This is a genomic window from Microcoleus sp. AT9b-C3 (genome assembly GCF_036705485.1).
Taxonomy (GTDB): Bacteria; Cyanobacteriota; Cyanobacteriia; order Cyanobacteriales; family Microcoleaceae; genus Microcoleus.
In genome coordinates this window covers 253,553-277,668 of the sequence record NZ_JAUBUR010000002.1, presented here as the reverse complement: position 1 = coordinate 277,668, position 24,116 = coordinate 253,553, and the positions used below count along the sequence as shown (strand labels likewise).

The window sequence follows — 24,116 nt, the reverse complement described above, 5'->3', positions numbered from 1 at the left end:
TTTACAAATAGGAAATAATATGGTAATTGAGTGGCTCAAATTTAAAGTACCTCAAGAAAAGTGGGAGCAGTTTATTCAGCGAGATCAGGAAGTTTGGACTGAGGGACTAAAAAGTTGGGACGGTTTTTTAGGCAAAGAAGTTTGGGTAGATCCGGTAGAAAATGAGGTGGTGATGGTGATTCGCTGGGAAACTAGGGAGAAGTGGAAGTCGGTGCCGCAAAGCACGATCGAGGAGTTGGATGCTCAAATGGGCGATTTGCAAATTGCGATCGCCGAAAGTCGCGAATATCAAGTTCGCAAGTTTTTGCATTAGTTTCGCAACTCGTACAACCATCGCAGTGTTTGGTATTTGGTGTGAAGGGCGATCGGTTGTCAGAAACAAGAAAGGGCGATCGCATATTGCTTAAACAATTCATTTTTCCCTTGGGGAAACCTCAAAAGCTAACTCGTGACGAAAAAAACAGACATTAAACTCCGAGAAAAAGTTGAGGTGTCCCAGGATTACAGGTGCATCTGTGGAACGAGTCCAAGCGAATGCAAGCAAGAGCGGTGAAAACTGAGTAACTTTACCCGAAAGCACTAATCCCCGCGCCTCACTGTGAGCCAAATTCCCGCTCAATTGAATAGGAACAGTTTGCTGTTCCCATGTTGCCCCTAGTTGTAGACCAATCTGATAAGGCAAAACGTTGACACTTGCACCCGTATCCAACAATGCCATCACTTCTACGGACTTGCTGCCGTTGGAGAGAGTGATGGGCAAATATGGCATGATACTCGATCACCCCAGGCTATCAATTCGCTCGATAAATGGAAATCGCTGACTATTAAGCATGAGCTGATTCTTGGGCGGCAAGTAGAAGTTCTGATAATGCTTGAACTGATTCCCGATCGGCCTGTGGAGACCATACAACTGCACCGGTTGATGCTAGTTGATTCAGAAGTACATTTTCTGAATTAGTATCTTCAGCAGGTTCTAGGGTGCATCCTTGTTCCTTAGCAACTGCAAGTAGGAGAAAGTGAATGAGTCGTAGTTTATCTTGATGAGATAATTGAGCGACGGTGGGTAAAAGCTCGCTGAGTGGCATATCGCTTGTTTAAGATTACATACATTTATTTTAGCCTTTAACTCGCGTTTTAATGGCGATCGCTCTTGATGCGCGATCGGGCGATCGATCTTGGTACAATCATCGCAGTGTTTGGTATTTGGTGCGAGGGGCGATCGATCTTGATGCGTGAAGGGCGATCGGTCATCAGAAACAAGAAAGGGCTATCGCTATCTATGCAAGCATTGCACTGTTTAGTATTTGCTTTGGTGAACAGTTTTGAGGTAAACTAGAATTGCTCGAAGTTTCTGGAGTCTGACATGGAAACAATGAAACTGATCTCGCATATTGGAACTGATGGCATATTGCTTCTCCAAATGCCCACTGAGTTTAAAGATACTTCTGTTGAAGTGGTAGTAGTGGTACAGGCTCTACCATCCGAGGAAATTAAACCGAAGTATAACGCTTGGGGAAAACAGACTACTAAAAAATCAATTCAAGCAGCAATTGCGAGAATGCTACAACTGCGGCAAGAAATTGCCTTGGATAAAAACTCAATCCGTTCCATGATTGAAGAAGGACGCAGGTTTTAATGCAGTTTGTATTGGATTGTTCTGTAGCAATCAGTTGGTGCTTAGTCGATGAAGATAACGATTATGCCAATGCTATACTCGCGATGATGCCAGATTGCGAAGCATTTGTACCAGGCATTTGGTCGCTAGAAGTTGCTAATACTCTCCTAGTTGCGGAGCGACGCAACCGCATGACGACTGAGCAATCTGAGATGGCTATTGCTTTATTACAATCACTTTTAATTCAAGTTGATGAAGCCACGGATAGCAGCGCACTGTCGTCAACTATAGTATTAGGCAGACAAGAAGGTTTAGCTGCTTATGATGCAGCTTATTTAGAGCTAGCTCTACGATTGGAATTGCCGATCGCAACTCTTGATAATCGCTTGGCGGAAGCGGCAACTCGCTGCGGTGTGGGGTTGGTAGCTGTGGGTGGAGAAATGCCAGAGATGGATCGATCGTAATGCAACTGACAAGAGGAATTTAAATATTTTATGGGCGAGCGCTCTGGGTACAATCATCGCAGTGTTGGGTATTTGGTGCGAGGGGCGATCGCTCTTTCATTTTAGGCGATCGCTCATCAGAAACAAGAAAGGGCGATGTTATGCGATGTTATTTTCTTTAACTTCTGCGATCGGATCAACAATAGCTACCAAAGCAACAGGAATCGGCACGAAATAACTTGACTCTTCATCTAAGAAATCATCACCACCCATGCTGAAAGAATCTTGAACCCATTTAGAGATATCCCGCCCTGCTGATTTTGCCAGCTCGATTACTTCGGGTGATAGAGAGACTACACCTTGAACAATTTGCGCCTCCAAGAAAGTAATCATGTCATGTACTTCAATAGCAGAAGCACCATCGGGATTGACTGGCTGACTAAAATCAGTTGTAAAAGTGTAGTATGTCAAGTATTTAGCTGAGTCTGATGATTTGTTTTTCTCCAATTCTCGTAATGGATGGGTTGCAAACAGCAAGTAAGAGCAGCCTTTAAAATTGGGAAAATGTTCGCAGAGCTTTTGTGCAGAAACAGCCATAAAATCTGCTTGTCTTTGTCTAGCAAGAGACTGAGTTAAGTCTCCAATTGGATCAATTGGATTGTCTCCAGGAACACGAAGAGGTTGATGTTGTTTTGTTCCCTCACTTTCTTTTTGATGCCAAGGCAGCAACCCTGCTAATCCATTGGGATTTTTTTCTTGGCTAAAAAGAGCAAATTCTGGGTCAAAGTTAAATTTTTTATCTTTTTTGTTTTTCTGCTTGATTACGAGAACTTCAGAAACTGCTGACTCCATCTCTGTTTTCTCTTCTCCAAAAACAGGACGTTGCCATTCTTTGGATTCAAAAACTAATCTAGGTTTGTAAGGATCGTATTGAGTAACTTCCAAATTATACCAAGTTCTGAGGCGTTTACGTAGCTTCTCGCGATCGAGAGCCCATTGAGGCTCTAGCTGTTCATTTAACTTACGAAGCTCTGTCTCCATGAGCTCACTGTTTTCCTTTGCTACTTTTAGAATTTGGTCTACAGTTTTTTCATCACCACTGTCATTTTCAATAGCACTTGTAATTTTGCCCTCTTGGTTATTATCAAGCTGTCCCAAAATTTTCAATTGCATACGCGGATCTGTAACTCCTGCTGTTTCGAGACGCTTTAGTAAGGCTGTATCTCTTTTTTCTGCTAATGTACCCTCTAAAATGAGATAGTAGGCAGTGACATCAGAAATTTGACCTAATCGAGCAACCCTCCCATTACGTTGCATTAAAACAGCAGGATCGGGACTGAGATCCCAATGCACAACTTTATTGGCTACTTGAAAATCTAATCCTTCGTCCGCCGCAGAAGTTGCGACAAGGATGCGGTATTTTTGGTTGTGATCGTAAAATTCCTTAACTACATTCTTTCGATGCTCAGCACTCATCCCCCCAGTAAGTGCAAGACTTTGTTTATCGAAAGTTGCGGTAATAATGGCAGTAGTTTGTAATACCTCAGTAAAGACTAGAAAACGAGAATCTGGATGTGCTTTAAGCATATCTCCTAGCCAGTTTAGCTTGGCATTTTCAACACTTCTACCTGATGCCAACAAGTTTAAGGCTAATTCTGTCAGTTCTAATATTTCCTCTATCGTTGCTTCTAACTCTGCATCTTCATCGTCATCATCACTTTTTAGCTTTACCTTACAATCCAGTATTTCCTTTTGAAACTCATAAATCCTAGGTATGCTGCCTTCTCGTAATTTTTGAGCGTTAAAAGAAAAATTACCGTCAGAAGGAAATATAACCTCTTTGGCATATCCTGTAACTGTATCCCTCTCAGTATCAAATTTCGCTAGGTGTTTGGAAATCTCGCGAATTAATTTTCTTAATTGTTTAGTATCATCGAAGTTATCTGTCTTATACTTGTGCTCATTTTGCCATTTTGGATGATGGCGGACACACCAACGAAATAGCCAACAAGCACCTGCAAGGGAACTACTGGTTAAACGTGTTTCAAGATGTGCAGTAGCAAACCCTCCAAAACTACCCCTATGATCTCGATAAATACGCTGTACTGTCCTTTTGATTTTTTCTAGCGTTGACAGATACTCTTCATCAGTTTTTTCGAGACTTGGCTCACCTTCGCGGTGGGGACGAACTATCATTAATTTCGGAAATAATCTCTGGTCAGACCAATTACGAATCTCATCCTGTTGCCGCCAAATGACTGCTACGGGTGAATCATCTTTTGATATTGCTGGTAAAAGTTTTTCCTGGCCAATATCGTCAGCATAGGCATTTTCAAAAGCTGTTTGGTGTACCAGTAATCGCAATAAATTTGTAAATTGATTGGCGGAGCGAAAAGGTGTAGCACTCATTAAGATAACTAGCTCTGGTGGTTCTGATTCTTGCCAAAACTTACCTGCGATCATCTGATATGCGGTTTTATAAGCCTGTGTTGTATCAATTGCAGATTCTACTGATTCCCCATTGAGGTTAGCATTGCTCGCACAGTGATGACATTCATCAATGATGATGATATTTGGTTTAACTCCTTTAGGTAGCTCTTTCTTATTCTTATCATGAAGATATCGTCTAGCAGCGTGCATACTAGCAATTCGAATACCGTTTTGGCTAATGCTATCGCCATATTCTCTAAAAGAATCGACAACACTAATAATGCTTACATCACCCGAATCTTTAATCACACTACGTAGTTTATTTCTAACATCTTCTGTTAAGCCACCAGAAGTTAGATAAAGACAACGCAAATCCTCTTTTTGAGCAATCAGTTTATCTCTTAATATTAAGCCTACTTCAATTGTTTTACCTAAACCAACTTCGTCGGCGATCAGAATTCGCTTAATGCGAGACTCATGATTCTTAACATACTGTTGTAATGCTAATTGATGAGGAAAAGGATCTTTGTCACTAGAGGTAATTCGCCCAGAATAGATATTTGCTAGTAGCTCTAATGCACCCAACCTTAGAACAGTTTTAATATGATGCTGATGCTTTAATTCATTTTTTTCGAGGACGCTTTCACCTGCATAGTATGTATGGTTTTCCTTGAAACGTAACAATAAGTCAGGGAATTTTTCCTTAATTTTTTTCCAGTGGCGTAAGTTTTTGAAGCGGATACCTCGTCGATCGAGTACGCTGTTTTCGCTGTCAGTTGTTTCGATTGTATAGGCTAAATGGGTATAGGCATTGCGATCGGTATTACGGGTATCAGCCCAGACTACATCTGCATGATTACCGCTTTCAGATGGGATTTCAAACAGCCTATACGTCATCCGTCTGTCCTGTGAAGTTTTTGATGATGGCTAAGTTCCCAATGCCTATTTTACTGAGGTAATGACAACAAACCAGTCGCTACTTCTCCTATTATTTGTGGAAATCAAATTTTTGTCTAGCACAAAAATGTTCCAATTTGTCAACAAGTTTCCCCGGCTTTCACTCTCTTTAATCTAGTTTTGTACAAAAATGTAGAAAAATGTATTAAAATGTTCTTAAATGTGAGCTATAATACAAAAAAAATACCTCTCCCTTATCCGATGAACCTAAAAGAAGCTTTAAAAATCGCGGATAAAATTGTCTTCGAGAAAACGGGTCAACACCTGGATGATTTACAAGAAGCGGTACTCCGGGGAACTCTACAACGCGAGACATACAAGCACATAGCCAAAGACTTTGATTGTTCTGAAAGTAGCGTTCGGAAAGTGGGAGCAGAATTATGGGAGATACTTTCAGAAGAGTGGGGAGAAGATGTTAGTAAATCAAATTTACGATCGGCAATGGAGAGGTTGCAAGTCTCCTTATTCTCATCCAATGTGGCACAAGACTCTGTGCAAATTAGGAATATTAATTTTTGTGGAGAAGCTAGATACCCGCCAGATATATCAAACTCACATAATGACGAAACATCTAACTCAAAACCAACTAAAACTCTACATCAAGATTTAAGCGAAATGCCAGAGTTGGGTAATTTCTACGATCGCACCCTCGAACTCCAAACCCTCACAACCTGGATTCTACAACAAAACTGCCGTCTCATCACCCTCACCGGTATCGGCGGCATCGGCAAAACATCCCTAGCAGTAAAACTCCTACAACAAATCAAAGACGAGTTTGAATACGCAGCTTGGTTCACACTAGACGAATTCCCCACCATAGATAAATTTAAATCTAACCTAACACAGCTTTTTTCCCAGTCAGAAAACCCAGATTCATCCCCAACCAACCAGAAACGTTTACCGCTGATTAAGTATTTGCAAAATCATCGCTGTTTAGTAGTCTTAGATGACGTTCACAACCTTTTCTGTAGCGGCGAATTGGCGGGAAAATATCAACCAGACTACGAAGAATATCGCTCTTTATTCAAACAAATAGAAAAATTATCCCATCAAAGTTGCTTTCTGCTAGTCGGTTGGGAACCACCGAAAGAAGTGCCTCAACTCACCAGCGAAAATACTCCCATTCGTACTTTACAACTCACTGGTTTAGACACCGCAGCCGCCGGAGAAATCCTCAGAGATAAAGGATTAACAGAAATTGATAACTGCGAAGCACTCATTCACCGCTACCAAGGCAACCCCTTTTGGTTAAAAAGCGTGGCGACTCTGATTCAAGAGTTGGGAATCGGCGCGACTGAGTTATTAATAGATGATACCATATTGTTGCCGGAAGATTTGAAAGATGTTTTACAGCAGCAGTACGATCGCACTTCCGAACTAGAAAAACAAGTTATGTCATTGTTGGCGACAGAAAACCAGCCAGTCAACGTCGCCAAATTGCTACAAAACGGACAAATATCATCATCAGATTTGCTAAACGCATTGCAATCTCTATCACGGCGCTGTTTGATTGAAAAAGAAGCAAGTCTTTACACTTTGTCACCTGTACTGAAGCAATATATCAAAGGATTGTAACGGAGATATTGCACCATTGTGAATAAACCTTTTATTTCTTAGTCTGCGGAGGCAGACTTTGTTTGTGTAGGAGCGGTTTCAACCGCCCAATCCTAAAGAGTAGTGACTGTGCTATCATAGAATACAAAACTTATTAAGTCGAGTTATATGACCACAATAACTACAGTCACAACAGCCTCCCAACTCTCGGATTACTACATCTGGTTTGCGAATGACGTAGGCTCCTATCTCAGCAACCACAAGCTACAAAAACTCTTGTACTACGCCCAAGCATGGTATCTAGCTTTTGAAGATACACCGCTGTTTGATGAAGATTTTGAAGCTTGGGTACACGGGCCGACTATCCCGGCTTTATTTTATGAATACAAAGAACAATTTGACTGGAAGCCAATTCTCAAAGAAGTCGAAAAACCAGATTTTCCCGAAGAAGTACAAGAGTTTTTAGACGAGTTAGCTGACGATTATTTTTTCCTGGACGCTTATGAGTTAGAATTGATGGTTCGACGTGAAGACCCTTGGATTAATGCTAGAGGTGAGTTGCCAAGAGATGAACCTTCTCATGCTATTATTACGAAGGAATCAATGAGAATTTTTTACAAAACCCGTGTCATCGAAGAAGCATAAAAAAAGACAAGATACAGATATTCGTCGTCAGCCATCTTCAGCACCGAGAGAGGTTGTGAAAATACAAATACCGGAAGGAATTAGTTTTTCTTTCAGGTATTATCAGGATGACAAATATCAGTTTTCAATTGGCGGTAGAGATGCTAAGTATCTAGCATCTCTATTGAGAAGGTTGCGCGATTTGTCACAATTGAACGCTCAAGAAGTTATCAATAATCAGAGTAAAAGTTTGCGCTGTCATGGTATAGTTTGGAAAAATACTACTGAACCTAATGGCTTTGGGATTCCCAATGAAGACGAGCTAGTAAATATTCCGTACCAGTTTCAAATATCTGCTAATGAATACGGCAGGGTGCATGGTTTTTTTAGTGAAAATGTTTTTTATATTGTCTGGCTAGACCCAGACCACAATCTTTATAGTTGAAATGATTAGAAATATTGATTAGTGGGGATAATTAATGTTACCCAAAGTCAGGATACGGCAGTGCCGATTGGTGTCAACTTCAGGTTCATTGCATAGTCCGGCAAGGGTTGAAACCCCTGCCTCAAAGCGAAAGTCCTCTCAAGAGGACTGAATAACTCATTAGTCCTCTTAAGAGGACTTTCGCTATTAGACAGGGAATTCATTCCCTGGCGGACTGGCGGGTAAACTGGCGGACTTGATGGGCTAACAGCTTAAGTTGACACCAATGAGCATTGCCGTGTCTGACCTTGATCCGACTAAAGAAACCGGGTTTTTCATCGAATCTGTGGCTGCGACAAAATATTTTCGCAAAAAACCCGGTTTCTGGGCCCCGTGCGTAAGTCCTGTTTAAGAAAATTTTGCATAGAGAGCTGATATAAAATTAAGGCTTAAAAAGCCTACTCCTAGTACGAGAATGATAAAGATGGAGATACTGAAAATAGACTTTAGCCGATCGCCAATTCCGGGTTTTTCTGAGTTCATTGGTTAATTTTGGCAGTAAATTTGAGAGGGGCAATTGAGAAAGAGTAGATTATACCAATGGGCGAACAAAAATGCAACTCCAGACAAGCTCCAAATCCCGATCGCCCTCAGTAGGTCGCATTTTTTTAACTTTTAATCTAAAATCTAAAATCTAAAATCTAAAATAGTCTTAGGCATTTTTCAGTTAGCCTGGACAGCTATTGTCGATCGCCCGAACCCGATGACCCTAACTCCTGTAAAATAGAGGGCGCGTTGGGGCGAACCTTTTCACAGCCGGAATTGGGCGCGATCGTCACAAGCTCTCAAATACATAATAATATGGCAGTCATCCTTAACTTACTCACAAAGGTAAAAATAGAAGAGTGCCAAGAAATAATCTAAAACATATAACTGAAAATAAGGATAGAAATCGATGCTCCACCCTGTCTCGCAACCTTACCCACAACGAGCAAATACTATGACCCAAAGAGCCGTGCGGAAGCCAAAACCCTCTGTTGCAAACCACTTGAGACCAAGTTTTCCTCAAAGGCACTGGCTGGAGATGGCAGAGTACGCCTCTCTGGCGGCCTCTGGTGTGGGTTCCCTGGCGGTGGCTGTGTCGGGTCAAGCTTTTTACGGGGTGGCTCCCCTAACTTTGGCTTTGTCACTGAATGTTGCTAACCGGTATCGGTTCGAGCAGCAAGTGCGGGTGCATCACAATTCGGAAATGGCTCAAGTCCAAAAGTCTGTCAATAAAGTCGAAAAAACGGCCGTGACGGTAATTGTTAAATTACGCAGGCAGTTGTCTGCAGATATTGCCGCGCTGCGCCAGCAAATGGCTGCAATGCCTAGGGCTGAGGGCTTTGAGGATTCTATCGATATTCAGCGGCAGTTGCTGAGTTTAGGAGAGTCGGTAGCTTCTTTGCAAGAAATTGTGGCGTCTGCTGTGATCGATGTCCGCCAGCAGGTGAGCGAACAACTGCAAGATTTATCGGTTGGCCAACGGGCGAATCTCCAAGCTGTGGAACAGGCTATAGAGCAACTGCAAAGTGCCACGCAAGGCTTGGCAGAAACTTCTATCACCAGAGACGACTGGGAAGTAGTAAATACTCGATTTTTGGAAATCCAGAAAGTCATGGCCAATTTGCAAAGCCAACTGCAAGCTCCCGCACAGCAATCGACTGCGGATTTGTCTATTGTCCAAGCTCAAATCCACCGTTTGGAACACGAGCAGCAAGAAGTTGTCAAACCTCACCTCAAGCGCTTAATCTCGGTTGTCAAGGAGTTGCAGCACACACAAAATAGTTGACAGTTGACAGTTGACATTAGTGATTGGTGATTAGTAATTAGTCATCAGTCATCAGTCAGAAGGAATACTTTTCCCTTCGGACACTGAGACAGTCTCCGACTCTCCGACTCGCGCCCGATCGAACCCAAATTTTTCGACAACTGTGTTACAAAATGAAAAGCTAATCTGTCTAGTTCACCTGTTTTCAACCTGTTACAAGAAAATTAAATGACTGCAACCGTAACTATTGCTGATAACCCGTTACTAATCGGTCAAGGATTGCCTCCATTTGACGCGATCGAACCAGAACACGTAGTCCCCGCTGTTACCCAACTGCTGACCGAACTAGAAGCTTCGCTAGCTGACTTAGAATCGTCTGTAGAACCGACTTGGAGCGGCTTAGTAGAACCATTGCAGCGACTCGGAGAGCGTTTAAATTGGAGCTGGAGCATTGTCGGACATTTGATGGGTGTGAAAAATAGCCCGGAATTGCGATCGGCTCACGAAACAGTGCAGCCGGAAGTAGTAAAATTTTGGAGCAAGCTCAGTCAAAGCAAACCGCTTTATGAAGCTTTTAAAGCGCTGCGGGCCAGCGAAAATTGGGACAGCTTAGAGTCAGCTCAAAAGCGAATTGTCGAAGCCGCTCTCCGAGACGCCCAACTCTCCGGCGTCGGTTTAGAAGGCGAACAAAAAGAGCGTTTTAATGCCATTCAATTAGAATTGGCGGAAATTAGTACCCAATTTTCCAATCACGTCCTCGACGCTACCAAAGCATTCAGCATCACCCTCACAAATAAAGACGAAATTGACGGTTTGCCGCCGAGTTTGTTGAGTTTAGCAGCTCAAGCCGCTCGCAGCGCGGGCGAAGAAAATGCGGATGCCGAAAACGGCCCTTGGCGGATTACTTTAGACTTTCCGAGTTACGGCCCTTTCATGCAGCACAGCACCCGCCGCGACTTGCGCGAAAAGTTGTACAAAGCTTTTATCAGCAAAGCAAGTAGCGGAGAATTGAATAACTGGCCGTTGACCGATCGCATTTTAGCTCAGCGCCAGGAAAAAGCTGCTTTACTCGGCTTTAGTAGTTATGCCGAATTGAGCTTGGCGAGCAAAATGGCTCCTGACGTGACAGCAGTGGAAGCTTTGTTAGAAGAATTGCGCCAGGCTAGTTATGATGCGGCTGTCAAAGATTTAGAAGATTTGAAAGCTTTTGCTGCAGAAAAAGGCGCGCCGGAAGCTGGAGATTTGAAGCACTGGGATGTAGGTTTTTGGTCGGAACGGCGCAGGGAAGAAAAGTTTGCTTTTAGTGCCGAAGAATTGCGCCCTTACTTTGCTTTGCCACAGGTATTAGAGGGGTTATTTGGATTAGTAAAGCGACTGTTCGGCGTGACAGTAACTGCGGCGGACGGTCAAACTCCTGTGTGGCACAAAGATGTGCGCTATTTTCAAATAGATGATGAAGCAGGAAATACGATCGCCAATTTCTATTTAGACCCCTACAGCCGCCCCGAGGAAAAGCGCGGCGGTGCTTGGATGGACGAGTGCGTGGTGCGCGCTAAATTTGTGGAAGCCGGAAAGACAACAACACGGTTGCCGGTGGCTTATTTGGTGTGCAACCAAAGTCCTCCGGTTGACGGCAAACCGAGTTTAATGACTTTCTTGGAAGTCGAAACTTTGTTTCACGAATTCGGTCACGGTTTGCAGCATATGCTGACAACGGTAGACTATCCGGGGGCTTCGGGCATCAATAATGTTGAGTGGGATGCGGTGGAATTGCCCAGTCAATTTATGGAAAACTGGTGTTACGACCGCGCGACTTTGTTTGGGATGGCAAAGCATTACGAAACCGGGGAAACTTTGCCGGAACACTATTACCAAAAGCTGTTAGCAGCCCGCCACTACATGAGTGGCAGCGTCATGCTCAGGCAAGTACATTTTAGCAGCGTTGACATCGAATTGCACCACCGCTATCGATCGGGCGGCAGCGAAACTGTGGCCGATGTCCGCAACCGTATCGCTAAAACTACCACAGTTTTGCCTCCTCTGGAAGAAGACGCATTTTTGTGCGCTTTCGGACATATTTTTGCGGGCGGGTATGCGGCGGGGTATTACAGTTACAAATGGGCGGAAGTGCTCAGCGCTGATGCTTTTGCGGCCTTTGAGGAAGTGGGTTTGGAAGATGAAAGTGCGATCGCCTCTACAGGTAGGCGCTTCCGAGATACAGTGTTAGGATTGGGCGGCAGTTTGCCCCCGATGGAAGTGTTTAAAACTTTCCGGGGACGCGAACCGAGCACTAAAGCTTTGTTGAGGCACAGCGGTTTAGTTGCGGCTTAATTTAAGTGTGCAATAACTGGGGATTAATGCGGGTGAATTTATCTGCATTAATCCCAGTTTTTTGTTGAATAAGATTTATACATATCCTGTATGTGTAGGGTGCGGTGTGCATGAATTCTTACCGCTATAATTTATATCAAATCACGTAGAATCGGAATTATTCATCTCTCTGTTCTCTGACCGAAAGCATCCAGGATACAAGCCAAGAAATTTATTTACGGAAAACTCAAAAACGTAGATCCGATAAACAAGCGCCCGAATTTATCTGTGGGGTCAAGGCTTCCATCTAAAATCTAAAATCTAAAATCTAAAATCGATTGACTCTGTGTTCTCTGTGTCCTCTGCGGTTTAATAATTCTAATTCAACAGGAATTCATCTCATGCGTAAAACCCCTTTATGCCTAACTTTTGCTGACTTCAAAATGTTTGTAGTAAAAACTAAAGTGCTCAGATTTTTCTACTAATTCCCACAATTATTGCAACATATAATCCTGCGACCATCTGTAGAGAAACGGCACTGCCGTGTCCGGCGCGAGACTCTGCAAGTTTTCAGATTTGTTATACAATTGATAATTGTATCCACACTTTTTTATCGGTATTAATAAAACTAAAATTTTCACTACAAACCCATTTTAGTGTCGAACATCATGCAATAAAAATCTGTAGTTTGGCACATCATCCCCAATCTTTTGGTAAAAAATCGGGCCGAAAGTGCGTTAGCGAAGCCCGCCCCTACGGGGGCTACGCCAACGAAGAGGATCGCCAGCGGCTTTTAGTTTAGGTTGGAAAGCTCATCAAACCAGCATTTGGGAATATTTACTGTTATTAATCACGGATTATACTTACGTTTCCCTCTCCTGGAAATTAACTTTATATTTCGCAACATTTATCGGCTTTTGTCTCGATACAGGTAATGCTTTTATTAGCAACTAAAAATTGAGGAGTTTACCGAATCTTTAAGATACAGCGGCAACACCGAGTCTTTTTTAAATTTTTGATAAAGAACGGGGTACTCGGCGTCAAAAGGGTAAAAAATTAATCTCAACTAAAAAAATTAGTTGAGATTAATTTTAGGATTGTAATACAAAATATTTGTATATATGATAAAAAGTAAGGATTGATAGTTAGTCGTTCACCCATAGATTAAGATTTTCATGGATATTCAATTAATTAATATCGGTTTTGGTAATATTGTGTCTGCTAATCGAGTGATTGCCATTGTCAGTCCAGAGTCAGCGCCAATTAAGCGGATTATTACTGATGCGCGGGAGCGGGGACAACTGGTTGACGCGACTTACGGCCGCCGCACGAGAGCGGTAATTATTACAGATTCGAGTCACGTAATCCTCTCGGCGATTCAACCGGAAACGGTTGCTAATCGTTTTGTGGTGAGCAAAGACGGTCAAGGTCGAGATGATTGAGGTTTTTCAGTTGCAATTTGAGCGTTTACAGTCTAAAGTAAGCAGAAACTTAAATTGTTACACGTTTCTATTCTAAAGATGAAATCTGGTAAATTAATTGTTCTGACGGGGCCTAGCGGTGTGGGGAAAGGCACCTTAGTACGATCGCTCCTCAATCGCCATCCCGAATTGTATCTTTCGGTATCGGTGACAACTCGTGAGCCCCGTGAGGGAGAAATTGAGGGACAGCACTACTATTTTGTCAGCCGCAGCCGCTTTGAACAAATGGTTGAGGCTGGAGAGTTGGCGGAATGGGCCCAGTTTGCCGGTAATTTTTACGGTACTCCTTATTTTGGTCTCAAGCAAGGAATTGGTGAGGGAAAATGGGTAATCCTCGAAATTGAGTTGGAAGGGGCTAGGCAAATTAGGAATAATTTTCCACAGGCGCTGCGAATTTTTATTTTACCTCCTTCTTGGGAAGAATTGGAGCGGCGGCTGCGGAGTCGGGGTCAAGATTCCGAAACTGCGATCGCCCGTCGGTTAGTGCGGGCTAAAGAGGAAATTGAAGCGGCAGGGGAATTCGATTTCCAAGTGGTTAATGACGAATTGGAAGTTGCTTTGAAAAAGCTAGAATCAATACTTAATTTGGTTGAGCTTTCAGGTAACTAATGACTAATTACCCATTTCTCCGTCCTGGCTAAAACTTCGCTACTTTGTTTGATAGCAACACAAACTTTTAAATTCAATTCCAGAATATTCAATGAAGGCGAAATTTTTCTCAACGGTTCAATTTCGCGAGCAGAACAGCCCAGCATTTCCATATAAGCTAGCGTCCAGCCAATAGCTGAAATGTCCCCTACAGTGCCTTCTCCGGCGCAGAGGTAACAGCCCAATTCGCCCTCCGGCCCACACTCAGGACAAACCCAATTGCCCAGTTGTGAATGGGGCAGATTTGTGCGGGAGGCGGATGCAATTGTTAATGCTTTAATATGATTTTGAACTACTTGTTTAAAACCTCGGTTTTGGTTGCTGCGGTGGTCGGAATGTGTGTGCGATCGCCCGATTGCTACTGCTTGCTGTTGTGGCGAAGCAACAGAGGCTGTTTGGTTCTCCTTGCTTGCTCTAGATTCGCCTAGGTTCGCAGTTAGCTGAATACCATAGTCTTTCGACTCCGCAGTCTGAGAGTGGTTGAGTGCGCTGGAGGAATCTGCTTCGGAAGTTGTGAAGGATTGTTCTATGCGATCCTCTTCGAGGGCTTTGCCAACGGCAAAATCTTGCATTGAGAGGTGATGTTCGATCGCCAAAGACCAAGTTCTTTTATGTCGGAGGTCGCCATATTTTCTGGCTTCTTCCTCAGTAATGCCGATCGCCGCAGCCTCTTGGCGCAGCACATTCATCGAAGTCATTATATCTGATATCATTAGTTTGTTTGCAGTTAAAATTACGATCGCCCGCTCAGCCTACAAATAAATTACCTTAGATATACTACAATAGTCCGGACTATTTTGATATCCTAGTCGGAAACCCCTGATTTTTCGTTAGCAAGTCGCTTCGGCAATCGCCCTGAAACCCTTATTTTACGCTTGGCAATCGCACACTGTCCGAAGCATTGATAGTAGCCTAAATCTAAAATCTAAAATCTAAAATCTAAAATTGGATGACTTCAATTCTTCCCGATACAGCTTTATCTGTTGCCGGACTAACATCATACCTGCAAGAATTGTTGGAGGGCGATCGCAACCTGCAATCAGTTTGGCTGACAGGCGAGGTGTCGAACGTTTCGCACCACCCCAGCGGCTGCTTTTTCACTTTGTGCGACACCGACAAAAGCGCTGCTATTCGCTGCGTGGTGTGGAATTCTCAGCGGCAAAAATTGGTGCAAATCCCGGAAAAAGGCGAACAGTTGCTGGTTTTGGGAAGCATCCGGGTTTACAAAAATCGCGGCGAGTACCAGTTGACTGTTGTGCAATCGCTACCGGCTGGGGAAGGATTGCAGGCTTTGCGGTTGCAGCAATTGCGATCGCGCTTGGATGCTGAGGGTTTCTTCGATCCCGCCAGAAAGCGCCCGATTCCCGCACACCCGCAAATTGTGGCCGTGGTGACATCCGATACAGGCGCTGCTTGGGGAGACATTCAGCGGACTCTAGCCCAAAGATATCCGGGTTTGCGGGTGTTGCTGTCGCCGACAGGAGTGCAGGGAGAATTGGCTGCTGCTGCGATCGCCCGCGCGATCGCCCGTGTAGAATTGGACGGTAGGGCGGATGTGATAATTTTAGGGCGCGGCGGCGGTTCTGCGGAAGATTTGGCTTGTTTTAATGATGAGAGAGTTGTCAGGGCGATCGCGAATTGTGCGATTCCAATTATTACAGGCATCGGGCACGAAAGAGACGAATCTCTCGCCGATTTAGTAGCAGATAAACGAGCCCACACTCCGACTGCGGCTGCCGCTCAAGCTGTACCAATTTTAGCAGATATTTACTTTGAACACAAGCAGCGAATGGTCAATTTAGCAAGTGCTGTGCGGGCCAGATTTCAGACAGAAGAAGAGCATTTGCAACTGTTACAAAATCGATTAAAACGCTTGCCTGCGACCTCCCGAACTTTGCGGCAAGCAACTGGTAAACTGGAAGTATTGCAAGAAAAGTTATCCGCACTGAATCCGGCGGCGGTATTGCAAAGGGGTTATGCGGCCGTAATCCAAAGTGACGGTACCATCGTCCGCACAACTGACGGTTTGGAATTGGGAGAGGAATTGACTGTGAGATTGAGTCGGGGCGTGCTGAAAGTTAAGATTGTAGAAGTATTGGATGCAGAAGAAAATTTATGATTGATTCGCAGTTGCGCCAGTCTGACTGGAATTATGAGGAAACGGTCGATCGAATTGAAGCAATTATCGATCGGGTGGAATCGGGAGAGTTGCCTCTAGAGGAGGTTTTCGAGCAGTTTGGGGTGGCTGTGGAGTGTTGGCAGGAGTGCGAAAGGTTTTTGGCGCGGGGGAAGGAACAGATGGATTTGTCGATCGAGCTTTTAGTCGCAGAACCCGATTTTTAACCGGAGATTAACATTGAGAACGATCGTTCCTATCTCTTCCATAAGCAATACAAGCCAAAACGTCTTCTCGTTCAATTCCCGGATATTCCTCAAGCAATTCTTTAAGAGTCATTCCACTAGCGAGAAAGTCAAGAATCAGAGAAACCCAAATGCGATGGCCGCGAATACAGGGTTTGCCAAAGCAGATATTCGAGTCGATTGAGATGCGAGACAGTAAATTATTTTGATTCAAGTCTTTTTAATTAGATATTTTCCATTGATTCATTGTAATGAATTTTAGGGTTGACTTGGGTGGGGGCGGGTTTACAATCGGGCCTTCTCCATTGCGCTTTTGAAGAGATATCGCAGGAGTCAATCGATTGCGCGATTTTAGATTTTAGATTTTAGAGGCGACCCCACGGATAAATCCGGGGGCTTGAGGATTTTCGATTTTCGATTTGGGATTGATTCCACGGATAAATCACGTGGCGGGTACCACCTTTGAAATTCGCTTGTCACCCCGTTTATGCACATTCCAAAAATAAATCATATCAAACCCTATTGATAGCAAAGGATTTGATATGAAGCGAATTCTATTAGCCAGGATTTGGTATAACGCGGTTTCTACAATTTGTCGATCGACCTTTTGGCTTTATCTGCCAGATTTCTCACCGCATTTTTAGCATCTTCTGCTGCGTGGCGGGCGGCGGCTTCCGCTTGTTTGGCTTTGCCTTCAACCTGGTCTTTTCTGTTGCCCGTGATATTACCGAAAATTTCCTGAGCTTTGCCTTCTAAATTTTTGCCGATCGCCTTCGCTCTGTCTTCTGTAGTCATGATAAGCTCCGTTTGGCAAGTTGCTTTAGTAACATTCTAAAATCTACTCACCTGCAATTGCCTTTAGCTTCATATTAATTTATATTCTGCTTGACCTCGGTCTTCTGCTGATGATTTACTTTGTGCAAATTCCTCACTCAAAAAGCGAAGGGTTATTTTTTTTGACACCTGTATACATCGGCAAAATTCGTGCTAAACAACTATTTCAAACTCGCCGCAGCAACTTTAATCGGTTCCAGCAATTCTAACGGTAAATGCAGCATATTCAGTTGGGTGCTATCTGCTGCTTTCCTTTCCGGATCGGGGCCGTGATAATCGCTGCCACCCGTTGCCAGCAAACCGTAATGAAGGCACAAATCTTTCAACTTTTGGATTTGGCTAGAACTGTGGCTGGGATGGTATACTTCAACTCCCATTAAACCCGCATCTACTAATTCTTTTAAGACTTCCTCAACAGCGCCGCCGCGAAATAAATAAGGGTGAGCCCAAACTGGGACTGCGCCACAACTTTTCAGTAAATCAATCCCTTCGACGATCGAGAATTTCTCGTAATGCACGTAAGCCGGGCCGTCATCTCCCAGCCAGCGATCGAATGCTTCCCGCGATGATTTCGCGTGACCGGCTTTTACAAGTGCAGAGGCAATATGAGGCCTTCCCGGTGCCATTCCTGGGGATGTTTTTGGCAGTTCGATCGCGTATCCCATTGCTGCTAATTTTTCGACCATTTCCTGCGATCGGCGAAACCTTCCTTGCAGGCGATCGTTCAAAGGAACGCGCAACTTATTGGCATCGGGATAAAAACCTAAAATGTGCAGCGATCGGCCGTTGTGAACTGTACTGAGTTCGAGTCCTGGCACGATTTCGATACCGTACAAAGCAGCGGCGGCGAAGGCTTCATCCCAACCCGACATCGTATCGTGATCGGTGATTGCCAAGGCGCGAACCCCCGAAGATGTGGCGGCGGCTACAAGTGCGGCAGGGGTGAGAGTGCCGTCGGAATAAGTTGTGTGACAGTGGAGCTCTAGCATTTTTTTCGGTAAGTTAAAGTCTGCGAAACCTGCAATTATTCCCCTCACTCATGCGATTTTAGATTTTAGATTTTAGATTTTAGATTGGGAATGAGTAATGATATAAGGGGTGGGATCTTGTATACTATTAGGTTTTTCCTGGCGGAACTAATTTCACTGCAAGTAACAATTTTTTGGGTGATTTAAATCTGTGAGCTGTAATAAGTTGTCCCGCTTTAAGTTTGTACCTTTTTGTTTATTAAAAATTTTCGTAGGGTGAGCATCCTGTCCGCCTTTGCAGTTGAATTTGGATGCAGAACACCTTAGCTATTTCTTGATTTCTCGCATTGGGTGAATGACACCCTCTGGCAATTTGGGAGGAACCGGCGATATTTCAATACTTTGTATGTTGTGAACTGGGATAACTACCAGTTTATCTGCCAATTCGAGAATTATCGGGTCTGCAGTCAACATTCTGTGCAGGCGAGTGCCTAAAGTTGCTTGCTCTCCTACTGTTCCCTCTGGCGCAATGAACTGGAAGTGTTGCTGTTTACCGTTGGTATAGTGGATTGTCAGATCGATATTTCTTTCTTGGTTGGTTGCTTGCATAATTTTTTCCCCTAACAGTCGATCGCGACTTGGCAAAATTAACAATAAATCCAAACTGGCGATCGCACCACTGTTGGAAAGCTCGTTGCAAAGCTTTTGACCAAACCAGGTCGTCGGTACGAAAGTCAGGTTACTGCTAATTTTATCACAAAAACTGTACTGAAACTCGGCAACTTACCAAGTATACAATTGGCAGTCGCGCTGTCTTCGATCCTCAATACGCGAGCTCCTTCGCCAGCCATATTTTGTCGATCGGGCTTTCTTGTATGCCACTTGGCAAAGTGGCTCAATTTAGCCTGTCTAGCGACTTGACTCAAAGCGCTCTTAAGTCATACACCAGAAGAATTTGAGCGCTTTGGGTGTCAAGGTTTTTCGAGGTGGGAACTGTGGAGGTTAGGATAGTGGCATTCTGCTGTCGCTGACGTAGAGGATTTTTTTATAAATTAATAACATAACATTCAGGTACAGGTTATGAAATCCACACTTTGTTTTCCCGAAACTTCTCTTTACTCTAACGCAGTCACTGTTAATAATAATGCTATTGACTCTTGTATCCTTACAGCTTGGATTGACTTAGTAGGAGGAGATTTTGATAATTTGGGAGGAGATGATTGGCTGCCATTGTGCGGCGACATTGATGACGGCGAAATTTACCGGGAATGGTTTTTGTGGCAAGACAGCGAAGTGACTCAAGAGTGGGAAGCTTACGATCCCATTACTAATTATCGAGTGGTGGCACCTAGCCGAGAAATGATGATTGCTAAAATCGATCAAATAGAAGATGAGAGACAAGTTTAAAATCAAGGGAGAATATTAAATTTTGACTCTTTTAGGACTTACGCACAGCCTCTACTTGTAGGTGCGCACTGCGCACCTTACAACTGCATAGTGGGAGTGTTTCAACCTGTGGGTATTGCTTTTTGTTTTTCTCGTTCTAATTTGCGCTGCTTCAAGGCGGCAAGATTTTGTTTAATCGTGTCGATCGCAAATCCAGCCCCTTGCTGTTGGTATAATTCGCTGGCACGGATCAAATCTGGAACAGCCTCCTCATCCGATCGCAAATTTGCACAAGCTAAGCCGCGATTGTGGTAAGCTTCTGCCAAAGTTGAAACTTGTTCTACAGCGCTGGTAAATTTATCTTTAGCTTTGCGGTAATTTCCCGACTGATAAGCCTCAATTCCTTGTTGAAAATAAACATAAGCTTTACGGCCGCTGTCGGTATCTGGAAATTCTGGGTAAGTTAAAATTGGTTCTTTAAAGAGTACAGAAATGCTGCCATTGCCGAAGTAAGCCCAAGTCATTGTTCCAAACCCAATCCCCAGCACGAGGGCAATAATGACAGAGAGAGCAATAAAATTGGTGAGTTCCATAGAGCAATATTTGTTGTATTATAATATGATAAGTTAATTTCTAACTTCTGGAACAATGGCGGGGCGAATTTACCTCAACTGGAAATGGTTTTTCGGATCGCTAGCTTTAGTATTGTCGATCGGCCTAATTACTGCAACAGCAAGTTCTGACGCAGCAACCAACGCGCAAACTCAAGCAGGGTGGCAATTGTTGCAGCGGGGCGAGACGGGGCTGGTGGTAGCAATGCGACACGCGATCGCCCCAGGCACCGGCGATCCTGCTAACTTTAAGTTAGGTGACTGTTCCACCCAGCGCAATTTATCAGCACAAGGAAGAACCCAAGCCAAGCAAATTGCAGCCGAATTTCGCAACCGCAACATCAAAGTGGCTAGAGTTTTATCGAGTCAGTGGTGTCGGTGTTTGGAAACAGCAAAACTGATAAATTTAGGCGTCGAACCGTTCCCAGCGTTGAACTCGTTCTTTAGCGACAGCAGCAAAGAAGCCAGACAAACAGCAGCAATCCGCAAGTTGATTGTTGACAACCGCAACACTAAAGGCGCGGTTATTATGGTAACTCATCAAGTAAATATTACCGCGATTACTGATATTGTACCGCAAAGTGGCGAAGCTGTAATTCTCAAAGGATCTCGACAAGGTAAAATCCAAATAGTCGGACGAATTGGAGGATTTTAAATAAATAAAAAGTTATAATATTATCAATTACCCATTCCCAATTTATATGAGTTTCCAATACAGCGCCGCCCTAGTGACTTTAGCAGACATTGATAAGGAAGTTCTCGTTAAATTTTACACAAAATTTCTCGACATAGAACCAAACCCTTACATTCCCAATACTTATGCTGAATTTCAACTCCCCGGCTTAAGAATCGGCATATTCAAACCCAAAGATTCCCACAAATCGGAATTTGCAAATCGAGCCAAAACAGGCATGAGTCTGTGTTTGGAAGTCAGCGATATCGAAACTGCGATCGCCCGAATTTGGGCTTTAGGATATCCGCCCGCCGGAGAAATTATTAAAGCTTCTCACGGTCTAGAAATCTATGCCTTCGATCCTGCCGGCAACCGCATAATTTTACATCAATCCCATTAGAATGTAGGAGGATGGCTAATGATTTGTGAACTCTCGATCTCCTCTTCTATCCTCTTCTCTTTCTTTGTGGAACAGGCGTCCCGCCTGTGGTTCTTCCCGTCTTCGCGGTTCGTCAAAAAAAACATCAACTACCTAATCAGTTCAGCAAAACTATAAAAACTGATAATTAATAACAACAAGGCTGTCAGGTGAGTTAGCTGAAATTGAGGTCGTGGGCCGATGGATTCCCGCACCAAAATTGAAAAAGACGAACCAATTATATAACTCAGAGACAGCGTTAAATACTGCCACTGCAATGTTACACTCCACAGCCCGAGCAAAATCATCGCCAAAGTCAACATTACCAACTCAACAAAGCGAGGCGGATTGTGCTGAGTAGACAGAATCAAAGTGTCCAACCAATATTGCCAAGGTCTCATGTTTTAGCGCTCGAGCTTTTAGATTTAGCCTTCTAGCTTAACCTAAGATCGCCATTCAGTTTGTTGCTGCAAACACGCCAAAGCCTCCGCCGTCTCAACCTGCGGAAATTGCCCATAAAAGCGACTGACACTGTAAAAAGGGTGAGGAGTCTCCAGAACGATCAACTTATCGCCCATCTGCGCCAAAAATCCCATCAAATCTGCCGGGGCGACAGGCGCGCAAATCCACAAAGCCAGCGGTTGCTGCGACTCCAAAGCCTTAGCCGCCACAGCCATCGTCATCCCCGTAGCAATGCCGTCATCTACCAAAATCGCCAAAGCCCCAGCCGCACTGATATTTGGGCGTCCCGGAGACAAATCTGCCAGCAGAGATTGAGCATTATTTTGGGCTAGGGGCAGGGCTGATTTTTGCAAGCGTAAATTGTGCTGCTTTTGCTTTTCCCAGAGGACGTGACCGTCAGCAGTTGCAGCCCCGATCGCCAATTCTAAATTATCTGGGCGAGTAATTTTCTTGGCAACAACCACATCCAAAGGACAGCCCAAGCGGCGCGCAATCGGCACAGCAACGGGCAAACCCCCGCGCGGCAAGGCGTAAACAATCGGTTTCACCGCCTTCTGTGTCATTAAACTCAACTTGCCGAACTCGTCCACAACTGCCTCGGCCAGTTTTTCGCCTGCATCGGCGCGATCGTCAAAAAACGGGTTAGAGAACATATTTTTGCCTGTACGAGCTCAACCAAACAATTGGAGATTGTGCCAGTCTTAATTGGAGATTGTGCGATTGACAACATCGCACACAAGCTTCTAGCCAATCTCAAATCACCAAACCCGATCTAAACTATAAACTCTAGACTCCAAAATATCTCCCTAATTGTAAAATGTATGTCCAGCGACTTGCAACTCAGCCTTTTTGACAACAATCAAAGTGCCAGTTTCCAAACAGACTCAATACCAGCAAATGCCAAAATTCCCATCCCTCCCGGCACTTATCAAAATATGGAACAAATCGGCGAACACTGCAATCGCTGCTACCGCTGCGAATTGGGCAACAGCCGCACTCACGCCGTCATCGGGCGCGGCAATCCTCAAGCCTCAATTTTGATTGTGGGAGAAGCCCCCGGACAAAACGAAGACGAAACCGGATTGCCCTTCGTCGGGCGATCGGGCAAACTGTTAGATAAGATTTTAGAATCCGTGGGATTGAGTGCAGAAACCGACGTATTCATTGCCAACGTCATCAAATGTCGCCCTCCCAACAACCGCCCTCCGACAGCCAAAGAAATCGAAGCTTGCAAACCATACTTGCTCGAACAAATTCGTATCTTAGACCCCAAAATCATTTTATTAACCGGTGCCACAGCCCTCAAAGGTTTGTTGAGCGACAAGCGACCAATTAGTAAAATCCGAGGTCAATGGATTGAATGGGAAAATCGTTTGTGTATGCCAATTTTTCACCCGTCGTACTTGCTGCGAAACCCCTCCCGCGAACCGGAAACTCCGAAATGGTATATGTGGCAAGATATGCAAATAATCAAGGCTAAACTAGACGAATTCAAAGAACAATTATAATCAATTGTTGTTGATTTGTCGGGGTGGGTTTCACCAACAATCTCTGCTATTTACCCACAATCTCAAAAACCCGCCCCCTTTGCACGACAATCGCGCAACCACAAACGAATAGCCTCAGCAATTTCGCTGTCACTATCTTGACCTAATAAAGGACGAATATCCGCCGCAGTACCAAACCGAGAAACGATTTTTGCCAACTCCCAGCCGTTCTCGGTTTTAGTGAAAAATAACCAATGATATTGCTGAATTTCGACTGGTTTTCCCCCGCGATACTGGCGTTCCAAAGTAGTAATGAAAACTTGACTAGCATTGTCAGGAATTGCATCCCCAGAATTTAAAGGTAACGGTTCAAACTCCGGGCGGCCTGCTAAAATTATTTGAGGCAGCGCGTAACCGGACGGTGTGTTTTTGTTAGAAGAAAAGTGCGATCGCACAATTACGCGATTAGCATAACTCGGCAAATCTTGCAACAGGCGATCGACCAAAGCTTCTAAATCAGCGGGACAGGGCGATCGCACTAACAAACCATACCGACTGGCATTAATACTGTTAGTATGATTTGTCACAAAATTAACTGCCAGAGTTGGCATTCTAACCAT

General features: G+C 44.1%; 28 protein-coding genes. 16 read left to right on the top strand and 12 right to left on the bottom strand.

Features of this window, described 5'->3' with window-relative positions:
* The first annotated feature begins 19 nt into the window (after positions 1-19).
* Positions 20-313, top strand: a complete 294-nt coding sequence (locus QUB77_RS02980; protein WP_333172951.1) for a TIGR03792 family protein — start codon at positions 20-22, stop codon at positions 311-313.
* Positions 314-412: 99 nt separating this feature from the next.
* Here the strand turns inward: QUB77_RS02980 and QUB77_RS02975 are convergent, their stop codons facing one another.
* Positions 413-769, bottom strand: a complete 357-nt coding sequence (locus tag QUB77_RS02975) for a hypothetical protein (RefSeq protein ID WP_333172953.1) — start codon at positions 767-769, stop codon at positions 413-415.
* A 55-nt stretch (positions 770-824) separates the two neighbouring features.
* Entirely contained in the window at positions 825-1,085 is a 261-nt protein-coding gene (locus QUB77_RS02970) for a hypothetical protein (protein WP_333172956.1), read from the bottom strand.
* Between the two features lie 287 nt (positions 1,086-1,372).
* On the opposite strand from QUB77_RS02970, the gene QUB77_RS02965 reads away from it, so the two are divergent.
* Together QUB77_RS02965 and QUB77_RS02960 are read left to right on the top strand one after the other, a co-directional pair.
* Positions 1,373-1,636: a hypothetical protein gene (locus QUB77_RS02965; protein ID WP_333172959.1), complete on the top strand. Its 264-nt coding sequence runs from the start codon at positions 1,373-1,375 to the stop codon at positions 1,634-1,636.
* Complete coding sequence (locus QUB77_RS02960) at positions 1,636-2,079, top strand: type II toxin-antitoxin system VapC family toxin (RefSeq protein ID WP_333172960.1); 444 nt, start codon at positions 1,636-1,638, stop codon at positions 2,077-2,079. Before QUB77_RS02965 ends, QUB77_RS02960 begins: the two co-directional genes overlap by 1 nt.
* Before the next feature lie 138 nt (positions 2,080-2,217).
* Here QUB77_RS02960 and QUB77_RS02955 read toward each other — a convergent pair whose 3' ends face one another.
* Positions 2,218-5,385: a DEAD/DEAH box helicase gene (locus tag QUB77_RS02955; protein ID WP_333172962.1), complete on the bottom strand. Its 3,168-nt coding sequence runs from the start codon at positions 5,383-5,385 to the stop codon at positions 2,218-2,220.
* Between the two features lie 261 nt (positions 5,386-5,646).
* Between QUB77_RS02955 and QUB77_RS02950 the strand changes: the two genes are divergently transcribed.
* The 7 genes from QUB77_RS02950 (at position 5,647) to gmk (ending at position 14,257) form a co-directional block, all read left to right on the top strand.
* Positions 5,647-7,020: an NB-ARC domain-containing protein gene (locus tag QUB77_RS02950; RefSeq protein ID WP_333173119.1), complete on the top strand. Its 1,374-nt coding sequence runs from the start codon at positions 5,647-5,649 to the stop codon at positions 7,018-7,020.
* Positions 7,021-7,167: 147 nt separating this feature from the next.
* Complete coding sequence (locus QUB77_RS02945) at positions 7,168-7,644, top strand: type II toxin-antitoxin system antitoxin SocA domain-containing protein (protein ID WP_333172965.1); 477 nt, start codon at positions 7,168-7,170, stop codon at positions 7,642-7,644.
* Positions 7,625-8,068: a hypothetical protein gene (locus tag QUB77_RS02940; RefSeq protein WP_333172967.1), complete on the top strand. Its 444-nt coding sequence runs from the start codon at positions 7,625-7,627 to the stop codon at positions 8,066-8,068. The genes QUB77_RS02945 and QUB77_RS02940 overlap by 20 nt, the downstream gene beginning before the upstream one ends.
* 979 nt (positions 8,069-9,047) lie before the next feature.
* A complete protein-coding gene (locus QUB77_RS02935) occupies positions 9,048-9,878 on the top strand; it encodes a hypothetical protein (protein ID WP_333172969.1) in 831 nt (276 codons plus the stop codon).
* 207 nt (positions 9,879-10,085) lie between these two features.
* The gene (locus QUB77_RS02930) at positions 10,086-12,188 is read left to right on the top strand and encodes a M3 family metallopeptidase (RefSeq protein WP_333172971.1); all 2,103 of its coding nucleotides are present in this window, start codon (positions 10,086-10,088) and stop codon (positions 12,186-12,188) included.
* Positions 12,189-13,342: 1,154 nt separating this feature from the next.
* Positions 13,343-13,609 carry an extracellular matrix/biofilm regulator RemA gene (gene remA, locus QUB77_RS02925; RefSeq protein WP_333046047.1) on the top strand — a complete coding sequence of 89 codons (267 nt, stop codon included), beginning with the start codon at positions 13,343-13,345 and terminating at the stop codon, positions 13,607-13,609.
* Between the two features lie 78 nt (positions 13,610-13,687).
* Entirely contained in the window at positions 13,688-14,257 is a 570-nt protein-coding gene (gene gmk, locus QUB77_RS02920; protein ID WP_333172975.1) for a guanylate kinase, read from the top strand.
* On the opposite strand, the gene QUB77_RS02915 is transcribed toward gmk, so the two are convergent.
* Entirely contained in the window at positions 14,254-14,994 is a 741-nt protein-coding gene (locus QUB77_RS02915) for a hypothetical protein (protein WP_333172977.1), read from the bottom strand. The two genes, gmk and QUB77_RS02915, sit on opposite strands and share 4 nt — an antisense overlap.
* A 251-nt stretch (positions 14,995-15,245) precedes the next feature.
* On the opposite strand from QUB77_RS02915, the gene xseA reads away from it, so the two are divergent.
* Positions 15,246-16,415, top strand: coding sequence for an exodeoxyribonuclease VII large subunit (xseA, locus tag QUB77_RS02910; RefSeq protein WP_333172980.1), 1,170 nt, complete (start codon positions 15,246-15,248; stop codon positions 16,413-16,415).
* The gene (xseB, locus tag QUB77_RS02905) at positions 16,412-16,639 is read left to right on the top strand and encodes an exodeoxyribonuclease VII small subunit (protein WP_333172983.1); all 228 of its coding nucleotides are present in this window, start codon (positions 16,412-16,414) and stop codon (positions 16,637-16,639) included. The genes xseA and xseB overlap by 4 nt, the downstream gene beginning before the upstream one ends.
* Before the next feature lie 7 nt (positions 16,640-16,646).
* Here xseB and QUB77_RS02900 read toward each other — a convergent pair whose 3' ends face one another.
* The 4 genes from QUB77_RS02900 to QUB77_RS02885 all read right to left on the bottom strand — a co-directional run bounded on the left by QUB77_RS02900 (position 16,647) and on the right by QUB77_RS02885 (position 19,122).
* Positions 16,647-16,871: a DUF433 domain-containing protein gene (locus QUB77_RS02900; RefSeq protein WP_333172985.1), complete on the bottom strand. Its 225-nt coding sequence runs from the start codon at positions 16,869-16,871 to the stop codon at positions 16,647-16,649.
* 371 nt (positions 16,872-17,242) lie between these two features.
* The gene (locus QUB77_RS02895) at positions 17,243-17,452 is read right to left on the bottom strand and encodes a CsbD family protein (protein WP_333068835.1); all 210 of its coding nucleotides are present in this window, start codon (positions 17,450-17,452) and stop codon (positions 17,243-17,245) included.
* 200 nt (positions 17,453-17,652) lie between these two features.
* On the bottom strand, positions 17,653-18,480 hold the full coding sequence (locus QUB77_RS02890; protein WP_333172989.1) for a PHP domain-containing protein: 828 nt from the start codon (positions 18,478-18,480) through the stop codon (positions 17,653-17,655).
* A gap of 306 nt (positions 18,481-18,786) precedes the next feature.
* Entirely contained in the window at positions 18,787-19,122 is a 336-nt protein-coding gene (locus tag QUB77_RS02885; protein ID WP_333322825.1) for a hypothetical protein, read from the bottom strand.
* Positions 19,123-19,539: 417 nt separating this feature from the next.
* Here QUB77_RS02885 and QUB77_RS02880 point away from each other — a divergent pair, with 417 nt between their 5' ends.
* On the top strand, positions 19,540-19,866 hold the full coding sequence (locus QUB77_RS02880; protein ID WP_333172994.1) for a hypothetical protein: 327 nt from the start codon (positions 19,540-19,542) through the stop codon (positions 19,864-19,866).
* Between the two features lie 101 nt (positions 19,867-19,967).
* On the opposite strand, the gene QUB77_RS02875 is transcribed toward QUB77_RS02880, so the two are convergent.
* Positions 19,968-20,438, bottom strand: a complete 471-nt coding sequence (locus QUB77_RS02875; protein WP_333172997.1) for a hypothetical protein — start codon at positions 20,436-20,438, stop codon at positions 19,968-19,970.
* 55 nt (positions 20,439-20,493) lie between these two features.
* On the opposite strand from QUB77_RS02875, the gene QUB77_RS02870 reads away from it, so the two are divergent.
* Both QUB77_RS02870 and QUB77_RS02865 read left to right on the top strand, forming a co-directional pair.
* Positions 20,494-21,111, top strand: coding sequence for a histidine phosphatase family protein (locus QUB77_RS02870; RefSeq protein WP_333172999.1), 618 nt, complete (start codon positions 20,494-20,496; stop codon positions 21,109-21,111).
* Positions 21,112-21,157: 46 nt separating this feature from the next.
* Positions 21,158-21,529, top strand: coding sequence for a VOC family protein (locus QUB77_RS02865; protein WP_333173001.1), 372 nt, complete (start codon positions 21,158-21,160; stop codon positions 21,527-21,529).
* 128 nt (positions 21,530-21,657) lie between these two features.
* Here the strand turns inward: QUB77_RS02865 and QUB77_RS02860 are convergent, their stop codons facing one another.
* Entirely contained in the window at positions 21,658-21,948 is a 291-nt protein-coding gene (locus QUB77_RS02860) for a hypothetical protein (RefSeq protein ID WP_190661269.1), read from the bottom strand.
* A gap of 42 nt (positions 21,949-21,990) precedes the next feature.
* A complete protein-coding gene (locus QUB77_RS02855; RefSeq protein WP_333173003.1) occupies positions 21,991-22,662 on the bottom strand; it encodes a phosphoribosyltransferase family protein in 672 nt (223 codons plus the stop codon).
* Between the two features lie 168 nt (positions 22,663-22,830).
* Here QUB77_RS02855 and QUB77_RS02850 point away from each other — a divergent pair, with 168 nt between their 5' ends.
* Positions 22,831-23,517 carry a uracil-DNA glycosylase gene (locus QUB77_RS02850; protein WP_333173006.1) on the top strand — a complete coding sequence of 229 codons (687 nt, stop codon included), beginning with the start codon at positions 22,831-22,833 and terminating at the stop codon, positions 23,515-23,517.
* Positions 23,518-23,579: 62 nt separating this feature from the next.
* On the opposite strand, the gene QUB77_RS02845 is transcribed toward QUB77_RS02850, so the two are convergent.
* Complete coding sequence (locus QUB77_RS02845; RefSeq protein ID WP_333173008.1) at positions 23,580-24,107, bottom strand: hypothetical protein; 528 nt, start codon at positions 24,105-24,107, stop codon at positions 23,580-23,582.
* Between the last annotated feature and the right edge of the window lie 9 nt (positions 24,108-24,116).

Bases quoted from the DNA above. Each gene is read 5' to 3' on its own strand.
- QUB77_RS02915 (WP_333172977.1), bottom strand. From the start codon at position 14,994: ATGACTTCGATGAATGTGCTGCGCCAAGAGGCTGCGGCGATCGGCATT.
- QUB77_RS02870 (WP_333172999.1), top strand. From the start codon at position 20,494: ATGGCGGGGCGAATTTACCTCAACTGGAAATGGTTTTTCGGATCGCTA.
- QUB77_RS02895 (WP_333068835.1), bottom strand. From the start codon at position 17,452: ATGACTACAGAAGACAGAGCGAAGGCGATCGGCAAAAATTTAGAAGGC.
- QUB77_RS02930 (WP_333172971.1), top strand. From the start codon at position 10,086: ATGACTGCAACCGTAACTATTGCTGATAACCCGTTACTAATCGGTCAA.
- QUB77_RS02880 (WP_333172994.1), top strand. From the start codon at position 19,540: ATGAAATCCACACTTTGTTTTCCCGAAACTTCTCTTTACTCTAACGCA.
- QUB77_RS02845 (WP_333173008.1), bottom strand. From the start codon at position 24,107: ATGCCAACTCTGGCAGTTAATTTTGTGACAAATCATACTAACAGTATT.
- QUB77_RS02855 (WP_333173003.1), bottom strand. From the start codon at position 22,662: ATGTTCTCTAACCCGTTTTTTGACGATCGCGCCGATGCAGGCGAAAAA.
- QUB77_RS02865 (WP_333173001.1), top strand. From the start codon at position 21,158: ATGAGTTTCCAATACAGCGCCGCCCTAGTGACTTTAGCAGACATTGAT.
- QUB77_RS02970 (WP_333172956.1), bottom strand. From the start codon at position 1,085: ATGCCACTCAGCGAGCTTTTACCCACCGTCGCTCAATTATCTCATCAA.
- remA (WP_333046047.1), top strand. From the start codon at position 13,343: ATGGATATTCAATTAATTAATATCGGTTTTGGTAATATTGTGTCTGCT.
- QUB77_RS02875 (WP_333172997.1), bottom strand. From the start codon at position 20,438: ATGGAACTCACCAATTTTATTGCTCTCTCTGTCATTATTGCCCTCGTG.
- QUB77_RS02975 (WP_333172953.1), bottom strand. From the start codon at position 769: ATGCCATATTTGCCCATCACTCTCTCCAACGGCAGCAAGTCCGTAGAA.
- QUB77_RS02945 (WP_333172965.1), top strand. From the start codon at position 7,168: ATGACCACAATAACTACAGTCACAACAGCCTCCCAACTCTCGGATTAC.
- QUB77_RS02965 (WP_333172959.1), top strand. From the start codon at position 1,373: ATGAAACTGATCTCGCATATTGGAACTGATGGCATATTGCTTCTCCAA.
- QUB77_RS02955 (WP_333172962.1), bottom strand. From the start codon at position 5,385: ATGACGTATAGGCTGTTTGAAATCCCATCTGAAAGCGGTAATCATGCA.
- QUB77_RS02950 (WP_333173119.1), top strand. From the start codon at position 5,647: ATGAACCTAAAAGAAGCTTTAAAAATCGCGGATAAAATTGTCTTCGAG.
- QUB77_RS02960 (WP_333172960.1), top strand. From the start codon at position 1,636: ATGCAGTTTGTATTGGATTGTTCTGTAGCAATCAGTTGGTGCTTAGTC.
- QUB77_RS02980 (WP_333172951.1), top strand. From the start codon at position 20: ATGGTAATTGAGTGGCTCAAATTTAAAGTACCTCAAGAAAAGTGGGAG.
- gmk (WP_333172975.1), top strand. From the start codon at position 13,688: ATGAAATCTGGTAAATTAATTGTTCTGACGGGGCCTAGCGGTGTGGGG.
- QUB77_RS02935 (WP_333172969.1), top strand. From the start codon at position 9,048: ATGACCCAAAGAGCCGTGCGGAAGCCAAAACCCTCTGTTGCAAACCAC.
- QUB77_RS02850 (WP_333173006.1), top strand. From the start codon at position 22,831: ATGTCCAGCGACTTGCAACTCAGCCTTTTTGACAACAATCAAAGTGCC.
- xseA (WP_333172980.1), top strand. From the start codon at position 15,246: ATGACTTCAATTCTTCCCGATACAGCTTTATCTGTTGCCGGACTAACA.
- QUB77_RS02890 (WP_333172989.1), bottom strand. From the start codon at position 18,480: ATGCTAGAGCTCCACTGTCACACAACTTATTCCGACGGCACTCTCACC.
- QUB77_RS02860 (WP_190661269.1), bottom strand. From the start codon at position 21,948: ATGAGACCTTGGCAATATTGGTTGGACACTTTGATTCTGTCTACTCAG.
- xseB (WP_333172983.1), top strand. From the start codon at position 16,412: ATGATTGATTCGCAGTTGCGCCAGTCTGACTGGAATTATGAGGAAACG.